The sequence below is a fragment of the Bacillus sp. UMB0893 genome (assembly GCF_002858905.1).
GTDB lineage: Bacteria > Bacillota > Bacilli > Bacillales > Bacillaceae > Bacillus_P.
This window is the reverse complement of the sequence record NZ_PKLB01000007.1, coordinates 14,906-32,163: the sequence shown is the minus strand read 5'-3', so window position 1 is coordinate 32,163 and position 17,258 is coordinate 14,906. Positions and strand designations below refer to the sequence as shown.

21 protein-coding genes are annotated in these 17,258 nt (G+C 40.8%); 1 reads left to right on the top strand and 20 read right to left on the bottom strand.

Going from position 1 to position 17,258, the window contains the following annotated elements; translation table 11 throughout:
• Positions 1 to 6: 6 nt before the first annotated feature.
• The 3 genes from CYJ36_RS15580 to CYJ36_RS15570 all read right to left on the bottom strand — a co-directional run bounded on the left by CYJ36_RS15580 (position 7) and on the right by CYJ36_RS15570 (position 1,461).
• Positions 7 to 720, bottom strand: coding sequence for a nuclease-related domain-containing protein (locus CYJ36_RS15580; RefSeq protein ID WP_101568192.1), 714 nt, complete (start codon positions 718 to 720; stop codon positions 7 to 9).
• Positions 698 to 907, bottom strand: a complete 210-nt coding sequence (locus CYJ36_RS15575) for a hypothetical protein (protein ID WP_101568191.1) — start codon at positions 905 to 907, stop codon at positions 698 to 700. The genes CYJ36_RS15580 and CYJ36_RS15575 overlap by 23 nt, the downstream gene beginning before the upstream one ends.
• A 119-nt stretch (positions 908 to 1,026) precedes the next feature.
• A complete protein-coding gene (locus tag CYJ36_RS15570; RefSeq protein ID WP_101568190.1) occupies positions 1,027 to 1,461 on the bottom strand; it encodes a peptidylprolyl isomerase in 435 nt (144 codons plus the stop codon).
• A gap of 193 nt (positions 1,462 to 1,654) precedes the next feature.
• Here CYJ36_RS15570 and CYJ36_RS15565 point away from each other — a divergent pair, with 193 nt between their 5' ends.
• Positions 1,655 to 2,536 carry a DUF1002 domain-containing protein gene (locus CYJ36_RS15565; protein ID WP_180850355.1) on the top strand — a complete coding sequence of 294 codons (882 nt, stop codon included), beginning with the start codon at positions 1,655 to 1,657 and terminating at the stop codon, positions 2,534 to 2,536.
• Between the two features lie 61 nt (positions 2,537 to 2,597).
• On the opposite strand, the gene lysA is transcribed toward CYJ36_RS15565, so the two are convergent.
• From lysA to CYJ36_RS15480, 17 genes are all read right to left on the bottom strand, one after another.
• Positions 2,598 to 3,920 (bottom strand): diaminopimelate decarboxylase, encoded by a 1,323-nt coding sequence (gene lysA, locus CYJ36_RS15560; protein ID WP_101568189.1) that lies wholly within the window; start codon positions 3,918 to 3,920, stop codon positions 2,598 to 2,600.
• A 131-nt stretch (positions 3,921 to 4,051) separates the two neighbouring features.
• Positions 4,052 to 5,527: a spore germination protein gene (locus tag CYJ36_RS15555; protein ID WP_101568188.1), complete on the bottom strand. Its 1,476-nt coding sequence runs from the start codon at positions 5,525 to 5,527 to the stop codon at positions 4,052 to 4,054.
• Positions 5,487 to 6,092 carry a stage V sporulation protein AE gene (locus tag CYJ36_RS15550; protein WP_101568187.1) on the bottom strand — a complete coding sequence of 202 codons (606 nt, stop codon included), beginning with the start codon at positions 6,090 to 6,092 and terminating at the stop codon, positions 5,487 to 5,489. The genes CYJ36_RS15555 and CYJ36_RS15550 overlap by 41 nt, the downstream gene beginning before the upstream one ends.
• 9 nt (positions 6,093 to 6,101) lie before the next feature.
• Positions 6,102 to 6,452 (bottom strand): stage V sporulation protein AE, encoded by a 351-nt coding sequence (gene spoVAE, locus CYJ36_RS15545; protein ID WP_101568186.1) that lies wholly within the window; start codon positions 6,450 to 6,452, stop codon positions 6,102 to 6,104.
• Positions 6,452 to 7,474 (bottom strand): stage V sporulation protein AD, encoded by a 1,023-nt coding sequence (gene spoVAD, locus CYJ36_RS15540; RefSeq protein ID WP_101568185.1) that lies wholly within the window; start codon positions 7,472 to 7,474, stop codon positions 6,452 to 6,454. Before spoVAD ends, spoVAE begins: the two co-directional genes overlap by 1 nt.
• 18 nt (positions 7,475 to 7,492) lie before the next feature.
• A complete protein-coding gene (gene spoVAC, locus CYJ36_RS15535; RefSeq protein ID WP_101568184.1) occupies positions 7,493 to 7,948 on the bottom strand; it encodes a stage V sporulation protein AC in 456 nt (151 codons plus the stop codon).
• A 14-nt stretch (positions 7,949 to 7,962) separates the two neighbouring features.
• The gene (locus CYJ36_RS15530) at positions 7,963 to 8,388 is read right to left on the bottom strand and encodes a stage V sporulation protein AB (protein ID WP_101568183.1); all 426 of its coding nucleotides are present in this window, start codon (positions 8,386 to 8,388) and stop codon (positions 7,963 to 7,965) included.
• Entirely contained in the window at positions 8,375 to 8,998 is a 624-nt protein-coding gene (locus tag CYJ36_RS15525; RefSeq protein WP_101568182.1) for a stage V sporulation protein AA, read from the bottom strand. The genes CYJ36_RS15530 and CYJ36_RS15525 overlap by 14 nt, the downstream gene beginning before the upstream one ends.
• A 345-nt stretch (positions 8,999 to 9,343) precedes the next feature.
• The gene (gene sigF, locus CYJ36_RS15520) at positions 9,344 to 10,102 is read right to left on the bottom strand and encodes an RNA polymerase sporulation sigma factor SigF (RefSeq protein WP_101568181.1); all 759 of its coding nucleotides are present in this window, start codon (positions 10,100 to 10,102) and stop codon (positions 9,344 to 9,346) included.
• A gap of 11 nt (positions 10,103 to 10,113) precedes the next feature.
• Positions 10,114 to 10,554, bottom strand: a complete 441-nt coding sequence (gene spoIIAB, locus CYJ36_RS15515) for an anti-sigma F factor (protein ID WP_101568180.1) — start codon at positions 10,552 to 10,554, stop codon at positions 10,114 to 10,116.
• The gene (gene spoIIAA / locus CYJ36_RS15510) at positions 10,551 to 10,904 is read right to left on the bottom strand and encodes an anti-sigma F factor antagonist (protein ID WP_101568179.1); all 354 of its coding nucleotides are present in this window, start codon (positions 10,902 to 10,904) and stop codon (positions 10,551 to 10,553) included. The genes spoIIAB and spoIIAA overlap by 4 nt, the downstream gene beginning before the upstream one ends.
• A gap of 142 nt (positions 10,905 to 11,046) precedes the next feature.
• Entirely contained in the window at positions 11,047 to 12,207 is a 1,161-nt protein-coding gene (locus CYJ36_RS15505; protein ID WP_101568178.1) for a D-alanyl-D-alanine carboxypeptidase family protein, read from the bottom strand.
• A gap of 118 nt (positions 12,208 to 12,325) precedes the next feature.
• Positions 12,326 to 13,630: a pyrimidine-nucleoside phosphorylase gene (locus tag CYJ36_RS15500; RefSeq protein WP_101568177.1), complete on the bottom strand. Its 1,305-nt coding sequence runs from the start codon at positions 13,628 to 13,630 to the stop codon at positions 12,326 to 12,328.
• A gap of 17 nt (positions 13,631 to 13,647) precedes the next feature.
• Positions 13,648 to 14,475 (bottom strand): purine-nucleoside phosphorylase, encoded by an 828-nt coding sequence (locus CYJ36_RS15495; RefSeq protein ID WP_101568176.1) that lies wholly within the window; start codon positions 14,473 to 14,475, stop codon positions 13,648 to 13,650.
• Between the two features lie 13 nt (positions 14,476 to 14,488).
• The gene (deoB, locus tag CYJ36_RS15490) at positions 14,489 to 15,676 is read right to left on the bottom strand and encodes a phosphopentomutase (RefSeq protein WP_101568175.1); all 1,188 of its coding nucleotides are present in this window, start codon (positions 15,674 to 15,676) and stop codon (positions 14,489 to 14,491) included.
• Positions 15,677 to 16,121: 445 nt separating this feature from the next.
• A complete protein-coding gene (gene xerD, locus CYJ36_RS15485) occupies positions 16,122 to 17,015 on the bottom strand; it encodes a site-specific tyrosine recombinase XerD (RefSeq protein ID WP_101568174.1) in 894 nt (297 codons plus the stop codon).
• Between the two features lie 6 nt (positions 17,016 to 17,021).
• Entirely contained in the window at positions 17,022 to 17,246 is a 225-nt protein-coding gene (locus CYJ36_RS15480) for a YqzK family protein (RefSeq protein ID WP_101568173.1), read from the bottom strand.
• Positions 17,247 to 17,258: the final 12 nt, after the last annotated feature.

Here is a 17,258-nt window from a genome sequence, read left to right as displayed (position 1 = left end):
TCATCATTAAGAGTTAACAAAATGAGAAGACTTCCCGTGCCCCACATGTTCAAAATGATCATACAATATTTTCCGTATCTTTTTCTTGGATTTAATTAGCTTACACCATTCTTGAATTTGATCAGTCGTAATTTTCCTCTCGGGAAAAAGAAACTTAAATTCTTCAATACTGCTCAAAACTGCCGGTAAATAGGCTTCTGTATTTTTATAGTTTCCACATATAAAAAAGGATTTGTTAAAAGAATAATACAGAGATTTACACATCCTGCAAACAACTCCCTTTCTAACATCATCATACCTATATTTTGGCAAGCGTGAGTATGGAGACTCTTCCACATGAAGTGCCAAAAGCTTCTCGGCAAGCTCCGAGTGAACCCCTTTTAGGGGACCCGTTTTTCTATTCATTTTTTTTGCAAAACGATTCAGCTGTGATGGAAAAATGATCGGCAATCCTGGAGAAGCTTGATAGAGGTGAAATTCGGGGTTAATAAAAACAAGGTACCCTTCGACTGAAAAGGAGAAGTTATTTTCCTGCAGTAATCTCCTAAATAAAGATTCGCTGCGCCTCAGCTGGATCAGCGGATTTTTCATTTCGAGTTTATAGGATGAATACCATTTTTCTCCTTCAAGATAAAAATCACCTTCATAGTTTTTCACTTCAAACAGATAGATTGTGTCCGGTGTAAGAAACAAAGTATCAGCTTGAGCTGCTTGTTTCAAACATTAGATCGCTTAAAATTGTTCCTCTTCCCGCATTTGCAATAAGCCAGTCATCAAACTTCTTCTCCCCTTCATAACCTTTTTCAAGTTTCAAATAGTAATTTTTTTCTTCAGAACGGAGATTCATTCGCGGATGCAAATATCTATAAATCATTAGTTCCAGGGGTTCAGAACGATTTTTCATCAAAATAAATCACCTCCTTTTTCTCATCATATGACAAGTAAGCTATACCATCAAATCGTTAAAATCTGATTTTCAGCCCACTAAAAAAAGCTGCCCCTTATAGGACAGCTTTAAAACCTTGCTTATTCTTCCCAAACTTTAACTTCTTTCATAACATCGCCTTGCTTGATTTTATAAATGTTGTCCATGCCTTCAATAACTTGGCCGAAAACTGTGTGAACGCCATTTAAATGCGGCTGCGGCTCGTGAACGATGAAGAATTGGCTTCCGCCTGTGTCTTTTCCTGCATGTGCCATTGATAGAGCACCTGCTACGTGTTTGTGAGGGTTTCCAGCTGTTTCACACTTAATGGAATAGCCTGGGCCGCCAGCTCCTGTTCCTGTTGGATCGCCGCCTTGTGCTACGAAACCAGGAATAACACGGTGGAAGTTTACTCCATTGTAAAATCCCTCGTTTGCAAGCTTCTCAAAGTTTTCAACCGTTTTAGGTGCAGCTTCTGGATAGAATTCAATGACTAACGTGTCGCCGTTTTCCATTGTAATTTGACCTTTTTTCATATGTATGAAACCTCCTGCTTCTTTTTTTCGTCTAATAGACTGAACGTTATACATTCTACTATATTACGTTCAAGAAAGCCAAGGAGATCGATTGCAGCCGCAGCAAGAAAATCGCACAGCCAAAAAACTCTATCGCCGATTAGAAAAAAATACTATAATGAAGTTTGTTGTCATGAACTAAGGAGGTCTTTTTTTGAAAAAGATATTGGTTTCAATTATGGCGATTGCTTTGTTTGCTTTCCCAACGATTGGGTTAGCTGATGCAGCCGTCGGAGATAAAATTGTCACACTCGGCAAAAATTTAACGGAAGATCAGAAGCAGACTATGCTTAATGAAATGGGAGCTGACGATCAATCACAGGTCATTGAAGTTACAAATGAAGAAGAACATAAATATTTAGGAAACTATATTCCAAAAGCACAGATCGGCACGAAGGCTATTTCTTCTTCTGCCATAACAATTGAAAAAAGCGGCTCAGGCCTTGAAGTAAACACGAAAAACATCAATTGGGTAACAGACGAAATGTATTTGAATGCATTAATGACAGCAGGCGTAAAGGATGCAACCATTCAGGTTTCCGCTCCGTTTGAAGTTTCTGGAACCGCGGCACTAACAGGATTGCTAAAGGCATATGAAGTCACTTCGGATGAAGCAATTCCTGAAGAAGTGAAACAGGTCGCAAATGAAGAGCTTGTGAAAACGGCAGAGCTTGGCGATAAAGTTGGCGAAGAAAATGCTAGTGCGTTAATGGCGAAAATTAAAGAAGAGATTGCAAATAACGGCGTTCCCAAAACAGATGCAGAGTTTCGTGAATTAATTGAAAAAGCGGCAAACGACCTTGGTATTACCTTATCAGAAGAAGAAATCAACAGTCTTGTGGCATTGTTCAATAAAATGAAAGATGTGAACGTAGACTGGGATCAAGTAGGACAGCAGCTTGATAAAGCAAAAGATAAGATTTCAAATTTCATAGATTCAGAGGAAGGACAAAACTTCCTTGATCAGCTGAAGGAGTTCTTTATCGCACTTTGGGATGCGATCATCTCCATTTTCAGCAATAAAGACAATGCTTAAAATGTAAAAAAGACGAGCTCCTTTTGGAGAGCTCGTCTTTTTTTGATGGTTATTTGATGACTTATCTTTGAGTAACCTTGGATTTTAACGGTAAATCTAATGCAACTAGATCTTGAAACGTTTCCCTCTTAATGACCAGCTGCTCTTCGCCATTTTCGGCAAATACCACTGGAGGGCGCGGAATGCGATTGTAATTGTTCGACATCGAATAACCGTAAGCCCCTGTACAAAATACGGCTAACAGATCATCTGGATTTGCTTTAGGAAGCGGAAGATCCCAAATTAGCATATCTCCGCTTTCACAGCATTTGCCTGCTATCGAAACAGATTCATCATTTTTATCATTCATCCGATTGGCAAGCGCTGCTTCATATTTCGCCTGATAGAGTGCAGGACGGATGTTGTCGCTCATTCCTCCATCAACAGAAACGTACTTGCGGATGTTTGGCACTTCTTTCTCAGATCCTATGGAATAAAGCGTTGTTCCGGCGTCTCCTACGAGAGAACGGCCTGGCTCAATCCAAATCTCCGGCATCTGCATACCGCTCTCAGAAACGTGGCCTTTTATGCTTTCAACAATTTTTTCTACATAATAAGTAGCCGGAAGCGGTTCATCCTCTTCGGTATAACGAATGCCAAAGCCTCCGCCAAGGTTGACAACTTTCGGTTCGTAGTGAAATGTCTCTTTCCAATATCCGACTTTCGTGAATATTTTTTCTGCAGCAAGTACGAAACCTGTTGCATCAAAAATCTGGGAACCGATGTGACAATGGTAGCCGAGCATGTTAAAAGAAGATGAGGATAAAACTTTTTCCATCGCCTTCTCTACTTGGCCATTCTGAAGATCAAATCCGAATTTAGAATCCTCTTGTCCTGTCGTAATATAATCATGGGTATGCGCTTCAACCCCAGGGGTCACCCGCAGCAGAATTGGCACAACTGTATTCTCTTGTGCCGATAGTTCTTTTAGAAGTTCGATTTCATGAAAATTATCGACTACGATACAGCCAATTTTCAGCTTAATGGCCATTTCCAGTTCTTCTTTGCTTTTGTTATTGCCGTGAAAGTGAATACGTTCTGTCGGGAATCCAGCCGTGACAGCTGTATAAAGCTCCCCGCCTGAAACAACATCAAGCGATAAGCCCTCTTCTTCCACAAGCTGAAACATAGCAACAGATGAGAATGCTTTGCTTGCATACGCAACTTGAGCTTTTACACCATGCTTTTCAAATGTATTCTTAAAGCTTCTTGCACGGTCGCGAATAAGCGCAACATCATAAATATATAAAGGTGTTCCATATTTCGCCGCTAATTCAGCCGTGTCAACCCCGCCGATTTCAAGGTGATTCCGCTCGTTTACTTTACTGCTTCCATGTAAGAACAATTTAACATTCCCTCTTTCATCTCGGGTAGACAAAAAGACAGTCGTTACCCCATGGCTGCCAACTGTCTATTCATTCTTTTCCTTCAGGTAAATTAAACTTACAATATCATAAAAGCAACGCACTTTCAATGTTAGTTTGGCTGTTTTCTTACATTTTGAGGATGAACGATACTCGGTCTGATTTTTGCACCTGGAACAGTCGTACGAATGATAATTTGCCAAAATGCCTTTGCATTAAACGGCAGGAATGGCCAAAGGTACGGCGTATTAAGCGAGCGGATACTCGTTAGGAACAAAAATAATAAGGTTGTTCCAATAACAAGCCCTTCTGCCTGAAATAATGCTACTGCAAGCAGCAGAACAAGCCTCATCATCTTGTTTGCTATACTGAGCTCATAGCTAGGGGTAGCAAACGTTCCGATCGCAGCGATCGCTACATATAAAATAACTTCTGGTACAAAGAGCCCTACATCAATCGCAATTTGACCGATCAATGCTGCAGCAATTAACCCCATTGCTACCGACAAGGCAGTCGGAGTATGAATGGCAGCCATCCTTAAAAATTCTATTCCGAGATCGGCCATGAATATCTGAACGAAAATCGGGATATTTTTCTGCTCATTTGGTCCAATGTATGATATTTTCTCTGGCAGAAGGGAGGGTTCCAGAACATATAAAAACCAAAGAGGCACAATGAATATCGATCCAATAATTCCTAAAAATCGAACCCATCTTAAAAACGTCCCAACCGCTGGCGCCTGACGATACTCCTCCGCATGCTGCACATGGTGAAAAAACGTTGTTGGTGTAATAATGACACTTGGTGAAGTATCCACTATGATAAGGACATGTCCTTCTAACAAGTGGTTGGCAGCAACGTCTGCTCTTTCCGTATACCTGACAAGCGGAAACGGATTATAGCCTTGCTTAACTAAAAACTCTTCAACCGTTTTGTCAGCCATTGTTAATCCATCAATCTTTATTGTTTCAAGTTCTTTTTTTACAACTTCAATTAAATTCGGGTCTGCAACATCTTCTATGTAGCAAAGACAAATATCTGTTTTTGAACGCTCTCCAACTTTCATCATCGAGTATCTTAAGCGCTCATCTCTAATTCTTCTTCGAATAAGTGCTGTATTTACAATAATATTCTCTACAAACCCATCCCTGGATCCGCGGACTACTTTTTCAGTATCAGGTTCTTCAGGATTTCTTCCTGGATAGCTCCTTACATCAACAACAAGCCCGTAATTGCACCCTTCAATCATGAAAACAACAAGTCCTGACAGAACCTGATCGACAGCTTCATCAATTGTTTTGATTCTTTGAACCTGCTGATTTACTAGGCGGTTTTCGATAATATCATTTACCTTCATCTGTTCATGTTCATAATCATTAATCTCAATTAGTTCTTTTAATAGCTGAATGATATAGGCGGTATCACAAAGCCCATTCACATAATACAGGTTAACCGCAATGTTCATTACTGTAATTTTACGGACCCCTAAATCAAAACTTTGGTTCAGTCCTACGTGGTCTTTAAAGTAATTTTCATTCACTGCGAGCTTAGGAGAGATTGATGTCTTTTGTTTCACGTTTTCGCTCATCCGCCATGCCGCTCCTTTCAAGAATCAGTTCTACTGCTTTCATAGTAATCGGAGACCCATGATCCAGACTGTCTTTTCGGGCCATTTTGCCAATGTCGCCAATACCGACAATAATCGGAACATCCAGTTTATCGAGACAATAAACCGTATCTCCAGTCATTTTCCCGACTTCATATTCACGAATGCCGCTCTTGTCTACACCGTATTCAGATATCAGTCCGTCCCTATCAATGGACACGTCAATATTTGTCCATTCTGATCCGTGAGTCTTTGCAGCCACAGCAATAACACCCATAACATCGATTTGCGGATGTTCGGCCACATACAGAAGCGCCCTTTCACCTGGTCCCTCTTCTAGTAAGCCGCAATCATCAAACATGACAAAAACAGGATCATAAGGAGTTTTCAAGATCAATTTTACAATCTCAGGGCCTGATAAAAACGTCGGATTGCCTTTAGATTGCGAAATACACCGTCCGCCAATTTGTTTTGCAGCATATGCAATTGTTTTGGCTGCATAAACATCCCCATCTGTTACTAAAATGACCCTTCGTGTTTCTGTCATAGGATGATCTTATCCTTTCGGTTTGAAAATAACTGCTACAAAGAAAGCAAAGACGATAGCTGATGATATACCAGCAGAGGTTAATTCAAAAATTCCGATTCCAATTCCAATAATTCCGTGTTCTTCTGCCTGGTGCATCGCACCATGAAGCAGTGAATGACCAAAACTTGTAATGGGAACGGTAGCCCCTGCTCCTGCAAATTTAATAAAATTATCATAAATGCCGAAACCGTCAAGAATCGCACCGATTACAACAAATGAACTCATAACATGGGCAGGTGTTAACTTAGCTACATCCATCAGCAATTGACCAATGACACAAATGGCTCCGCCTACTACAAACGCAATAAGATATTCCATTATCCGTTCCCACCCCTGTTTACTCGTTCAAATACAACAGCATGAGCAATCGTAGGTATTGATTCCTTTTGCTGAATCATTGTCGGACTAAGCAATGCACCCGTTGCCACAACCATAACACGCTGCAGGTTTCCGCTTTTCAATTCATTAAAAATATGGCTGTAGGTCACAACTGCGGAACATCCGCATCCGCTTCCGCCAGCAAAAACATTTTGATCAGGACGATAAATCATCAGGCCGCAATCGTTATGATTTGCATAAACATCATAGCCATCCTCTTTGAGCAAGTCCTTTAAAATCGGACTTCCGACTGATGCCAAGTCACCTGTCAGGATTAAATCATAGTCTTCAGGCTTTGAGTTCAAATCTTTGAAATGCTGGGCGATTGTATCAGCTGCTGCTGGCGCCATGGCAGAACCCATATCGAATGGATCTGTTATTCCGAGATCGGCAACTTTACCAATTGTAGCTGAAGTAATCATTATGTCACTTTCATCACGGCTCACGATAACGGCACCTGCACCTGAGATCGTTGATTGAGCCGTATCCGGTTTTTGGCCGCCATATTCTGTAGGATAACGAAATTGTCTTTCAGCGGTTGCATTATGACTGCTCGTTGCAGCCATTACCCGATTCGCAAATCCACCGTCTACCAGCGCGGATCCTACTGAAAGAGTTTCCATCGAAGTTGAACAGGCGCCAAACATACAAAGAAAGGGAATTTTATTTTGTCTGGCTGCATAATTTGCCGTTACATTTTGATTTAAAAGATCTCCTGCAAGGAAAAAATCAATATCCTCTTTTGTATAATTTCCTTTTTTCAAAGCATGCTCGATCGCATCTTCCATTAACCGCCGCTCTGCCAGCTCCCAATTATCTTCCCCGCAATGCAGATCATCGTATGTTTTGTCATACAATTTCCCAAATGGCCCGTCTGCTTCTTTTGGACCTGCAGCTGTACCGCTGGACTGAACAAATAATCGATTTTCAAATTGCCACGTTTGTTTTCCCATCAATCTCATCTGACTGTCACCTCCTTTTTAAAATGCCAGACCATATACATATCGAATGATACCAACCACATAGGCAGCAACAACCCCGAACACAATAACAGAGCCTGCCAGCTTAAACATGTTCGTCGCCACTCCAAGAACAAGACCTTCACTTCGATGTTCAAGCGCTGCACTTGTCATCGAATTGGCAAAACCAGTTACGGGAACAGCAGATCCTGCACCTGCAAATTGACCAATCCGATCATAGACTCCAAATCCTGTGAGGAGCGCTGATATGAGAATTAATGTGGCTACTGTCGGATTGCCGGCTGTTTTTTCAGTAAAGTCAAAAAAGTGCATGTACATATTTTGAATTCCCTGCCCTAATATGCAAATAAGGCCCCCTACAACGAAAGCCTTTATGCAATTTAAAAGGTACGGCGGTTTTGGCTGATATGTTTTAATTTTGTTTTTGTAATCATCTTTTAAATTAGAAGTTTCCACTTTTTACCCCACCTTTATTGATATACAAAATAGAGCCAATGAAATAATGAGCCAGCTATCTTGCCAAAGACAATCGCCATAAGAAGAATCACGATCTTATCAGCAATGCCTATTCGTTTTGCCAAGATTGGAAAAACATTTAATACTTCTGTGAGAGCTGCAGCGAGCATTCCAATGAAAATGCCATTTATTAAACCGATTGGAACGAGAAAAAGGTCTGATAAATAAAGCTTAGTATCTCTTAGGCTTACCCACCCTCCAGTTATTGCGCCTGCCACAATCGCCCACTCATATGCTTGGATGAGAGCAACAGTTTTTGTTAGCTGTGTAAGCCTCGGAATGATCCCAAGCACAGTTAAAAATGCTACAAATCCAGAGCCGACAGCCAAACCACCTGCGAGCCCAATGAAAATCGCGATCAAAATATTAATCGTCGTCATCAATTTTCTTCATGCTCTCTTTGTTTTCTTTCATCGCTACATACATGTCCATATCAAGCTGATAATTGAACATTTCTACTTCTAAAGGACTCGGCTCCTCATTAATTCTCTTTTTGAAAAGATGATTAAAGAACAGAATCATGCCTAATCCTAATCCTATGGAATAAGGAATCTGAAGCAGCAGCGGATGTTCGGATGTGCGGCCCGTTATGATTGTATAAAGGCGTTTATGAACAAGCTGCATACTGACATCCTCATGAAAGTTCATGATGGCAAGTGCCGCTCCTACAAAAAGCAGCAGCCATACGAGTGCAAACAAAGCAGGCGAATAGGTCTTTTTGTCATATACAATCTCAACAATGGTCTGTGCTGGTCCAACCGACTGCACATCTATTTCCGGATCTGTTTTATGTACTTCTGAAAGTACTCGCATGACATCAATTACGACAATGTTTTTATCACTAGGCTGAACCTTGTAAACCTGCAGTTCTCCAATATAGTCGCGCAATGGGCGAGCTGCAACGACCTGTGCAATTTTCGAGATGGTTATACAATCGTTCGGATGGACCTGAACGCGATGACGAAGTCTAATGTACACCGTTTTTTCCATCACATTTCACTTCCTGAAAATAGGATTGTATATGTAGTATGCATTGGAAGAATTTATATCATGCAGAATGCATTCATGGACCATTAATTACCAAAACTATATTCCCGACATTGATTATGCGTTTGCTCATACGATGGAACATTGCTTACTTTCTGGATTTGTCTTTTATCAGCGGATTTTGGTATCTTACTCGCTACAAACAGGCTTCTAATCCGCCTCTCTCTAGTTTCACGGAAAATTCGAATTCATCGGCTTTTTAGTTTTTCGCAGAAAAGTATGCCCGCTTAGCAATTTTTAGATGACCAAACAAAAAAGACATACCCCAGTCGGATATGTCTTTTCCAATTATTGATCCATACGATCTTTCATTTGCTGAAGAATTTTTTTCTCAAGCCGTGATACTTGAACTTGAGAGATGCCTAGTCTTTCGGCTACTTCAGATTGGGTTTGATCCTTGTAGTATCTTAAATAGACAATTAATTTTTCCCGTTCATCGAGTTCTTTAATTGCATCCTTAAGCACAATTTTATCGAACCATTTATTCTCTCCTGAATCTGCAATTTGATCAAGGAGCGTGATAGGGTCTCCGTCATTTTCATAGACGGTTTCATGGATGGAGGAAGGTGCGCGTACGGCTTCTTGTGCAAGAACGACTTCTTCTGGTGTAATTTCTAAGTAGGCTGCAATTTCCGAGACAGTTGGCACCTTGCCTAAGGATTTCGATAAATCATCTTTTGCTCTTCTGATTTTATTGCCTAACTCCTTGAGAGAACGGCTCACTTTTACAGTTCCGTCATCTCGGATAAAGCGTTGAATTTCACCAATAATCATCGGTACAGCGTAGGTTGAAAATTTAACATCATAGGACAAATCAAATTTATCCACCGATTTCAAAAGCCCGATGCAGCCAATTTGAAAAAGATCATCCGCTTCATAGCCCCGATTTAAAAATCTCTGAACAACAGACCAAACAAGACGCATGTTCTTCTCAACTATAATGTCTCGTGCTGTTTGGTCGCCTTGCTGACTGCGCTTAATCAGTTCTTTTACTTCATGGTCCTTTAATTGTGTTTTTGAGATATCGTTCTTGACCTCCACATCCATAGCAAGTCTCCTTAATTTACTAAAGCTTTGCTTTTCGCTAAGTGTTTAGTAAGCTTTACCGCTGTACCTTCTGATTTTGATGATTCAATCTGAACTTCATCCATGAAATTCTCCATAATTGTAAAACCCATTCCTGATCGTTCAAGTTCCGGCTTCGTCGTATACAATGGCTGTCTCGCTTCTTCTACATCAAGTATCCCAATACCCTCATCCCTGATTGAAAGCTTCACAACATTGTCATCCAGCGTTACGGAAATATAGACGATTCCGCTTGGATCATTGTCATAGCCATGAATAATTGCATTGGTAACTGCTTCTGAGACAACCGTTTTTATTTCTGTTAATTCATCTAGTGTTGGATCAAGCTGTGCAATAAATGAAGCAACGGTAACACGCGCAAACGATTCATTCTGGCTCAGCGCTGAAAATTGAAGGTTCATCTCATTTTTCATGATGCCACCCCCAAAGTCATAAGCGCCTTTTCCTCTGATGTTTCTAGACGAATAATTTTAAACAGACCTGACATATCAAATAGTCTTTTCACTGCAGGTGAAATTGCACAAACGACCATTTCTCCGCCGAATTGCTTTACCTGCTTATATCTTCCAAGAATCACGCCTAAACCTGAGCTGTCCATAAATGACAATTGCTCTAAGTTTAAAACGATATGCTGAATGTCTTTTGATGCAAGTGTTTCTGTCACTTTCTGACGCAATTCCTCCGCCGTGTGATGATCCAATTCTCCGATCAGCCGTATACACAGGACAGATTGCTTCACATCAAGCTCAATTGCTAGACTCATCCATTCTCCTCCTTCTATTCTGGATAATGACTGATTCGAGGTTTTGATATGCTTTTCCTGCCCTGTGACAAAACTAGTGCTAATTCGGCAACATCAGCTAGACTTCGGGAAGTTTCTATACTGTCAGGAACTTATTTGATGTTCATCCTGATTTGGTAAAATCTGACAATACTCGTTTATACAAAGTCCACCAGCTTGCTTGGGCAATATCCCCTTCAGCTACAAGGGGGCTCTCGACGACAACTTTGTCATCTTTTTTAAGGATAAGCTTACCGAGCTCATCGCCTTTTTTCAGCGGTGCTTTCAAGTTTTGCTTCATGACAACTTCCTGAGTGACATCCTTTACACTGCCGCCTTTTTTCGTTAAAACAGAAATCGGCTCAGATGTAACTAGATTCAGATTCTTGCTGTTTCCTTTGCTTATTTTCATTTTTGCTACAACTTCATTTCTTTTAAAAAGTGGATGTGTCTCGTACTGGCTGAAAGCATAATCAAGCATTTTCGTAACTTGTGCATTTCGGTCCTTTGGTGACGGGGCACCCATTATCACTGCTATAACACGCATGTTTCCTTTTTTAGCGGTTGCTGTTAAGCAATACTTTGCTTCATTCGTAAATCCTGTTTTGACACCATCGACACCTTTATAAAATCTGACTAAGCGATTAGTGTTCACGAGCCAGAATTTTTTATCAGTATCTTCACGCAGGTAATCCTCATATTGACCTGTATATTTCGTAATCTCATCAAACTTCAAAAGTTCTTTAGCCATCACAGCCATATCATGTGCAGTGCTGTAATGATCCTTTTCAGGAAGACCTGTCGGGTTTTGGAAAGAGGTATGTTTGAGACCAAGTTCTTTTGCCCGATCGTTCATTTTATCTACAAAAGCTTCTTCTGAACCTGCAATTCTCTCGGCCATGGCAACAGATGCATCATTGCCAGAGGCGATTGCAATTCCTTTCAGCATTTCATGAACGGTCATTTCTTCTCCTGGCTCCAGGAAAATTTGCGAGCCTCCCATTGAGGCAGCATATTCGCTCGTACGGACTTTTTCATCCATTTTCAGCTGGCCCTTATCGATTTCTTCCATTATTAACAGCATCGTCATAATTTTTGTCATACTTGCTGGAGGAAGCTGTTCATCACTATTTTTATCATATAGAATATTTCCGGTATCACGCTCAATCAGGACTGCAGATTTCGCTTTGTCTGCAAGCTGAGCTGAACCTTCTTTTGCAAAAACCGGTGTTGCAATGGTTAATATCATGGTGCATAGCGTTACGGTTGATAGTAGACGTTTCATCTCCAAACCCTCCATTCATATACATCCCATTTTTTCCAATTGTTGAAAAAATATACTAATGGACAGTAAAATTTTGCATAGAAAAAGCCGAGATTTTCATCTCGGCTTTTTGCGTGTTTTATTCCTTAATTGTGTCGTGAACAAGCGGTGGAGCTTCCACTGAATTTCCGGACACTTTAATGCTCTCATATAACTTTGTTTTCACTTGTTCGACGTCTTCCTTGTTGCTGTAAATAGTAACTAGTGAATCGCCTTTTTTAACAGCATCGCCAATTTTTTTATTCAGCATCAGGCCAACAGCAAGATCAATTTCAGACTCTTTCGTAGCCCGTCCTGCACCAAGCCACATTGCAGCTACTCCAACGGAATCTGCCACAATTTCAGAAACGAAGCCGTCTTCTTTTGCTTCAAGTTCTACTTTGTAGCTTGCCTGCGGCATTTTACTTGGGTCATCAACTACAGAACCGTCTCCGCCTTGAGCTTCTAAGAAGATTTTCAGCGTGTCAAGCGCTTTTCCGTTTTGGATAACTTCCTCAAGCATTGCTCTTGCTTCCTCAAGTGAAGATGCTTTTTCAGCCAAGAATACCATGTAGCTTCCAAGCGTTAAGCAAAGCTCATGAAGATCTTCAGGTCCTTCGCCTTTTAATGTATCAATCGCTTCTTTAATCTCTAAAGCATTACCGATTGCATAGCCAAGAGGCTGGCTCATGTCTGATATTACTGCCATTGTTTTTCTGCCGACTGCATTTCCGATTTCAACCATCGCCTGTGCAAGCTCTCTAGCATCATCAAGATCTTTCATAAATGCGCCTGCGCCTGTTTTCACATCAAGAACAATGGCATCAGCACCTGCTGCAATTTTTTTGCTCATGATTGAGCTTGCAATCAATGGAATGCTGTCAACTGTTGCGGTTACATCACGCAAAGCATAAAGCTTTTTGTCAGCTGGAGTCAGGTTTCCGCTTTGGCCGATAACAGCAATTTTGTTTTGGTTCACTAATTTAATGAACTCTTCATTTTCGATTTCAACGTGGAAGCCTGGTACAGCTTCAAGCTTATCAATTGTTCCGCCAGTATGGCCAAGGCCGCGGCCAGACATTTTCGCAACTGGAACACCGACAGCTGCAACGAGCGGTCCAAGAACAAGCGTTGTTGTATCGCCAACACCGCCAGTGCTGTGTTTATCTACTTTAATGCCTTCAATTTTGCTTAAATCAATCGTATCGCCTGAATGGACCATTTCCATTGTCAATTGAGCGCGCTCCTGTTTCGTCATTCCTTTGAAATAGATCGCCATTGTTAATGCACTCATTTGATAATCCGGAATATCTCCATTTGTATAGCCTTTAATGATAAAGCTGATTTCTTCTTTCGTCAGTTCTTTGCCGTCACGCTTTTTTTCAATCAAGTCAACGATTCTCATTATTTACCCACCCTTTGTTAGTTTGTTTCGTTTATGTCTGCTACAATTTTCTTAACTAGATTCAAGAAATTTGCTTTAACCATTTCTGTCGTTTCCATTACTTCATCATGAGATAATGGCTGGTCCAAAATGCCGGCTGCCATGTTTGAAATGCATGAAATCCCAAGAACTTTCATGCCTGCATGATTAGCGACAATGACCTCAGGGACGGTGGACATCCCTACTGCATCTCCCCCAAGTACACGAGCCAGACGCACTTCTGCTGGTGTTTCATAAGCAGGTCCGGTGTTTCCTACATAAACACCTTCCTGAACGTTAATGCCAAGCTCTGAAGCTGCATTCTTCGCAAGCTGTCTCAGTTCACGGCTATATGCTTGTGACATGTCAGGGAACCGGGCACCTAAGCTTGAGTCATTTGGTCCGATCAAGGGACTTGTTCCCATATTATTTATATGATCAGTGATGATCATTAAATCGCCTGGTTCAAACGATTCGTTTACTCCTCCTGCTGCATTCGTTACGATGATCGTTTTCACTCCCATTTCCTTCAGCACACGAACAGGAAATGTCACTTTTTTCATATCATAGCCTTCATAAAAATGAAAACGGCCTTGCATGGCAACAACGTTTGCCCCCTTTAAAGTTCCAAATACAAGCTGTCCTGCATGGCCTTCAACAGTGGACACAGGGAAATTTGGAATTTCCTCATAAGGAATTTTCACTGCATGTTCAATTTCATCTGCAAGGACACCAAGTCCAGATCCTAAGATCAAGCCAATTTCAGGCAGTTCTTTCACTTTTTCTTTCATATATTTTGCAGATTGTTGAATTTCTTGAATGTTCATGTATCCATCCCCCTTAGTTCTTTAGTTCATGCAAAAAACTTTTTCCGTGCTTTGGCATTGCAACTTTAAAATTGTCAGCAATCGTAGCGCCGATATCTGCAAACGTTTCTCGGATTGGCAGCTCAGAACCGCTTTCCCATTTCGGACTGTAAGCAAGCAATGGCACGTACTCACGTGTATGGTCTGTGCCATGATGAACAGGGTCGTTTCCGTGGTCAGCTGTAATGATCAGTAAATCATCGCTCTTTAATTTTCCCAATACTTCAGGAAGGCGGGCGTCATATTCTTGTAGAGCTAAACCATAGCCTTCAGGATCGCGTCTATGTCCAAACAGAGCGTCAAAATCAACAAGATTTACAAAACTGATTCCAGTAAAGTCCTGATCTGCTGTTTCAGCAAGTTTGTCCATGCCATCCATGTTTGATTTTGTACGGAGTGCTTTTGTAATCCCTTCTCCATCATATATATCAGAGATTTTTCCGATAGCAATTACATCTAATCCACCGTCTTTCATTTCATTCATGACGGTTCTCTCAAACGGTTTCAGAGCATAATCATGACGGTTCGGCGTTCTTTGGAAGTTTCCAGGATTTCCAACAAACGGACGTGCAATGACTCTCCCTACCATGTATTTTTCATCAAGCGTCATTTCACGAGCCATTTCACAAATTTTCAGCTGTTCATCGATTGGAACAATTTCTTCATGAGCTGCAATTTGCAAGACCGAATCTGCAGAAGTATAAACAATAAGAGCTCCTGTTTTCATATGCTCTTCGCCAAGCTCATCAAGAATTTCGGTACCCGAAGCCGGCTTATTGCCAATGATTTTTCTGCCTGTTTTTTCTTCAAGTGCTTTAATTAATTCATCAGGGAAGCCATCAGGGAAAACTTTGAAAGGTGTTTCAATTTTCAGTCCCATGATTTCCCAATGGCCTGTCATCGTATCTTTTCCATTTGAAGCTTCCATCATCTTTGTATAGAAAGCTTTTGGCTTTTCCTGAAGGGGTATACCTTCAATTTCCTTAATATTGCTCAAGCCCAGTTTCGCCATGTTCGGCATTTGCAGCCCGTTCATATGTTCAGCAATATGTCCAAGTGTATTAGAACCTGTGTCGCCAAATTCAGCTGCATCAGGCGCTTCACCAATACCAACCGAATCCATGACAATTAAAAATACTCTTTTATATGTATAATCAGACATGTACATCCTCCTTTAATCCTATACAGATTACTCTTTGAATAACATTCCCTACTGTTTCAGAATGATTAGCAGATATTTATTGGTCAGAAGTCTGACATCTCAATTATAAACCGTTTTCACGCCTTCTGACAATAGATAACATGATAATATTCTATACTTCTCTTTTCCTTTAGCAGCTTTTATTAAAACATCAGCTTGATTTGGCTAATTCCGCTTCTCATATCGTATTTTGCTTCAACTTCCCGTTTTCTCCTTTTAAAGCTTTCATTCAGATTTCAATTTGTGTTGCATAATTCCCTGGTTTTTTCCCGAAAACTGCAGCTTAAAATACTGAGTGTATCTTAGGCTCACAGCTTATGTTCGACCGCTCAAGGAACTTATAACCCATCAATTTTTTTGTGCGTTACAACACAAAAAAGCCATCGCGCAGCAGCGCAAATGACTTTTAAGCTCGGGGATGATATTGCTTATAAACATCTTTTAATCTAGTTTTTGAGACATGTGTATAAATTTGAGTCGTTGATATATCGGCATGTCCGAGCATTTCCTGTACAGCTCTCAAGTCAGCCCCATTTTCAAGGAGATGGGTTGCAAATGAATGACGAAGTGTATGAGGGGTTAATTCTTTGTTGATCCCTGCTTCAAGTGCAATTTTCTTAAGATTTTTCCAGTACCCCTGTCTTGTCATACGATTTCCATGATGATTTAAAAAAAAGGCATCTGTCTGGTTTTTCTTTGAAGCTAATTTTATCCTGCCTTTATCAATGTAAGCTTCTAAGGCTTCGGATGCCGTCCGGCCAATTGGAACAATACGTTCCTTGTTCCCTTTTCCGAAGCAGCGGATGAATCCCATGGTCAGATGGACATCATTCATATCTAGATTAATCATTTCACTTACCCGGATTCCCGTTGCATAAAGGAGCTCCAGCATCGCTTTGTCCCGGTAGCCATATGCAGAGATCAGTTTTGGTGTATCAAGCAGCTTTTCGACTTCAGTGAGAGATAATACTTTCGGAAGCGTCCGTTCAACCTGAGGGGATTCAATGTGCACAGTCGGATCATGATCGACTGCTTTTTCTCTAAGAAGAAATTGATGAAAATTACGGATGGATGCGGTGTGGCGCGCAATTGTTTTGCTTGATTTGCCGGCATCCTTTAGTGATTTAAGAAATTGGATGATTGTCAGTCTCGTCACATCTTGGAATGCTGTCATTTGCTGCTGTTCAGCAAGAAATTGATGGTAACTTCTTAAATCTCGTTCATACGAGACGATTGTGTTATGGGAAAGACCCCGTTCCACAACCAGATAATGCATGAAATCCTGAATTTGATCCTTCAATCTCCTCTACTCCCCGTTTAAATAGAAGAAAAACAATCGATTCAGCCAGTGCTCCTCTTCATCGGTCACCATCTTTGTCACTTTTAAAGCCGCACCTTCAGGCTGGTCATAACGATGCATTTCTTCATACTCTAAGTTAACCCAAATGATAGCATAATAGAAAAGAATCGTAAATCCAGTAAACAGGATAAACACTTTTATCATATCAAATAAAGTTCTTGCCCAATTCATTGCAGCAGTCCT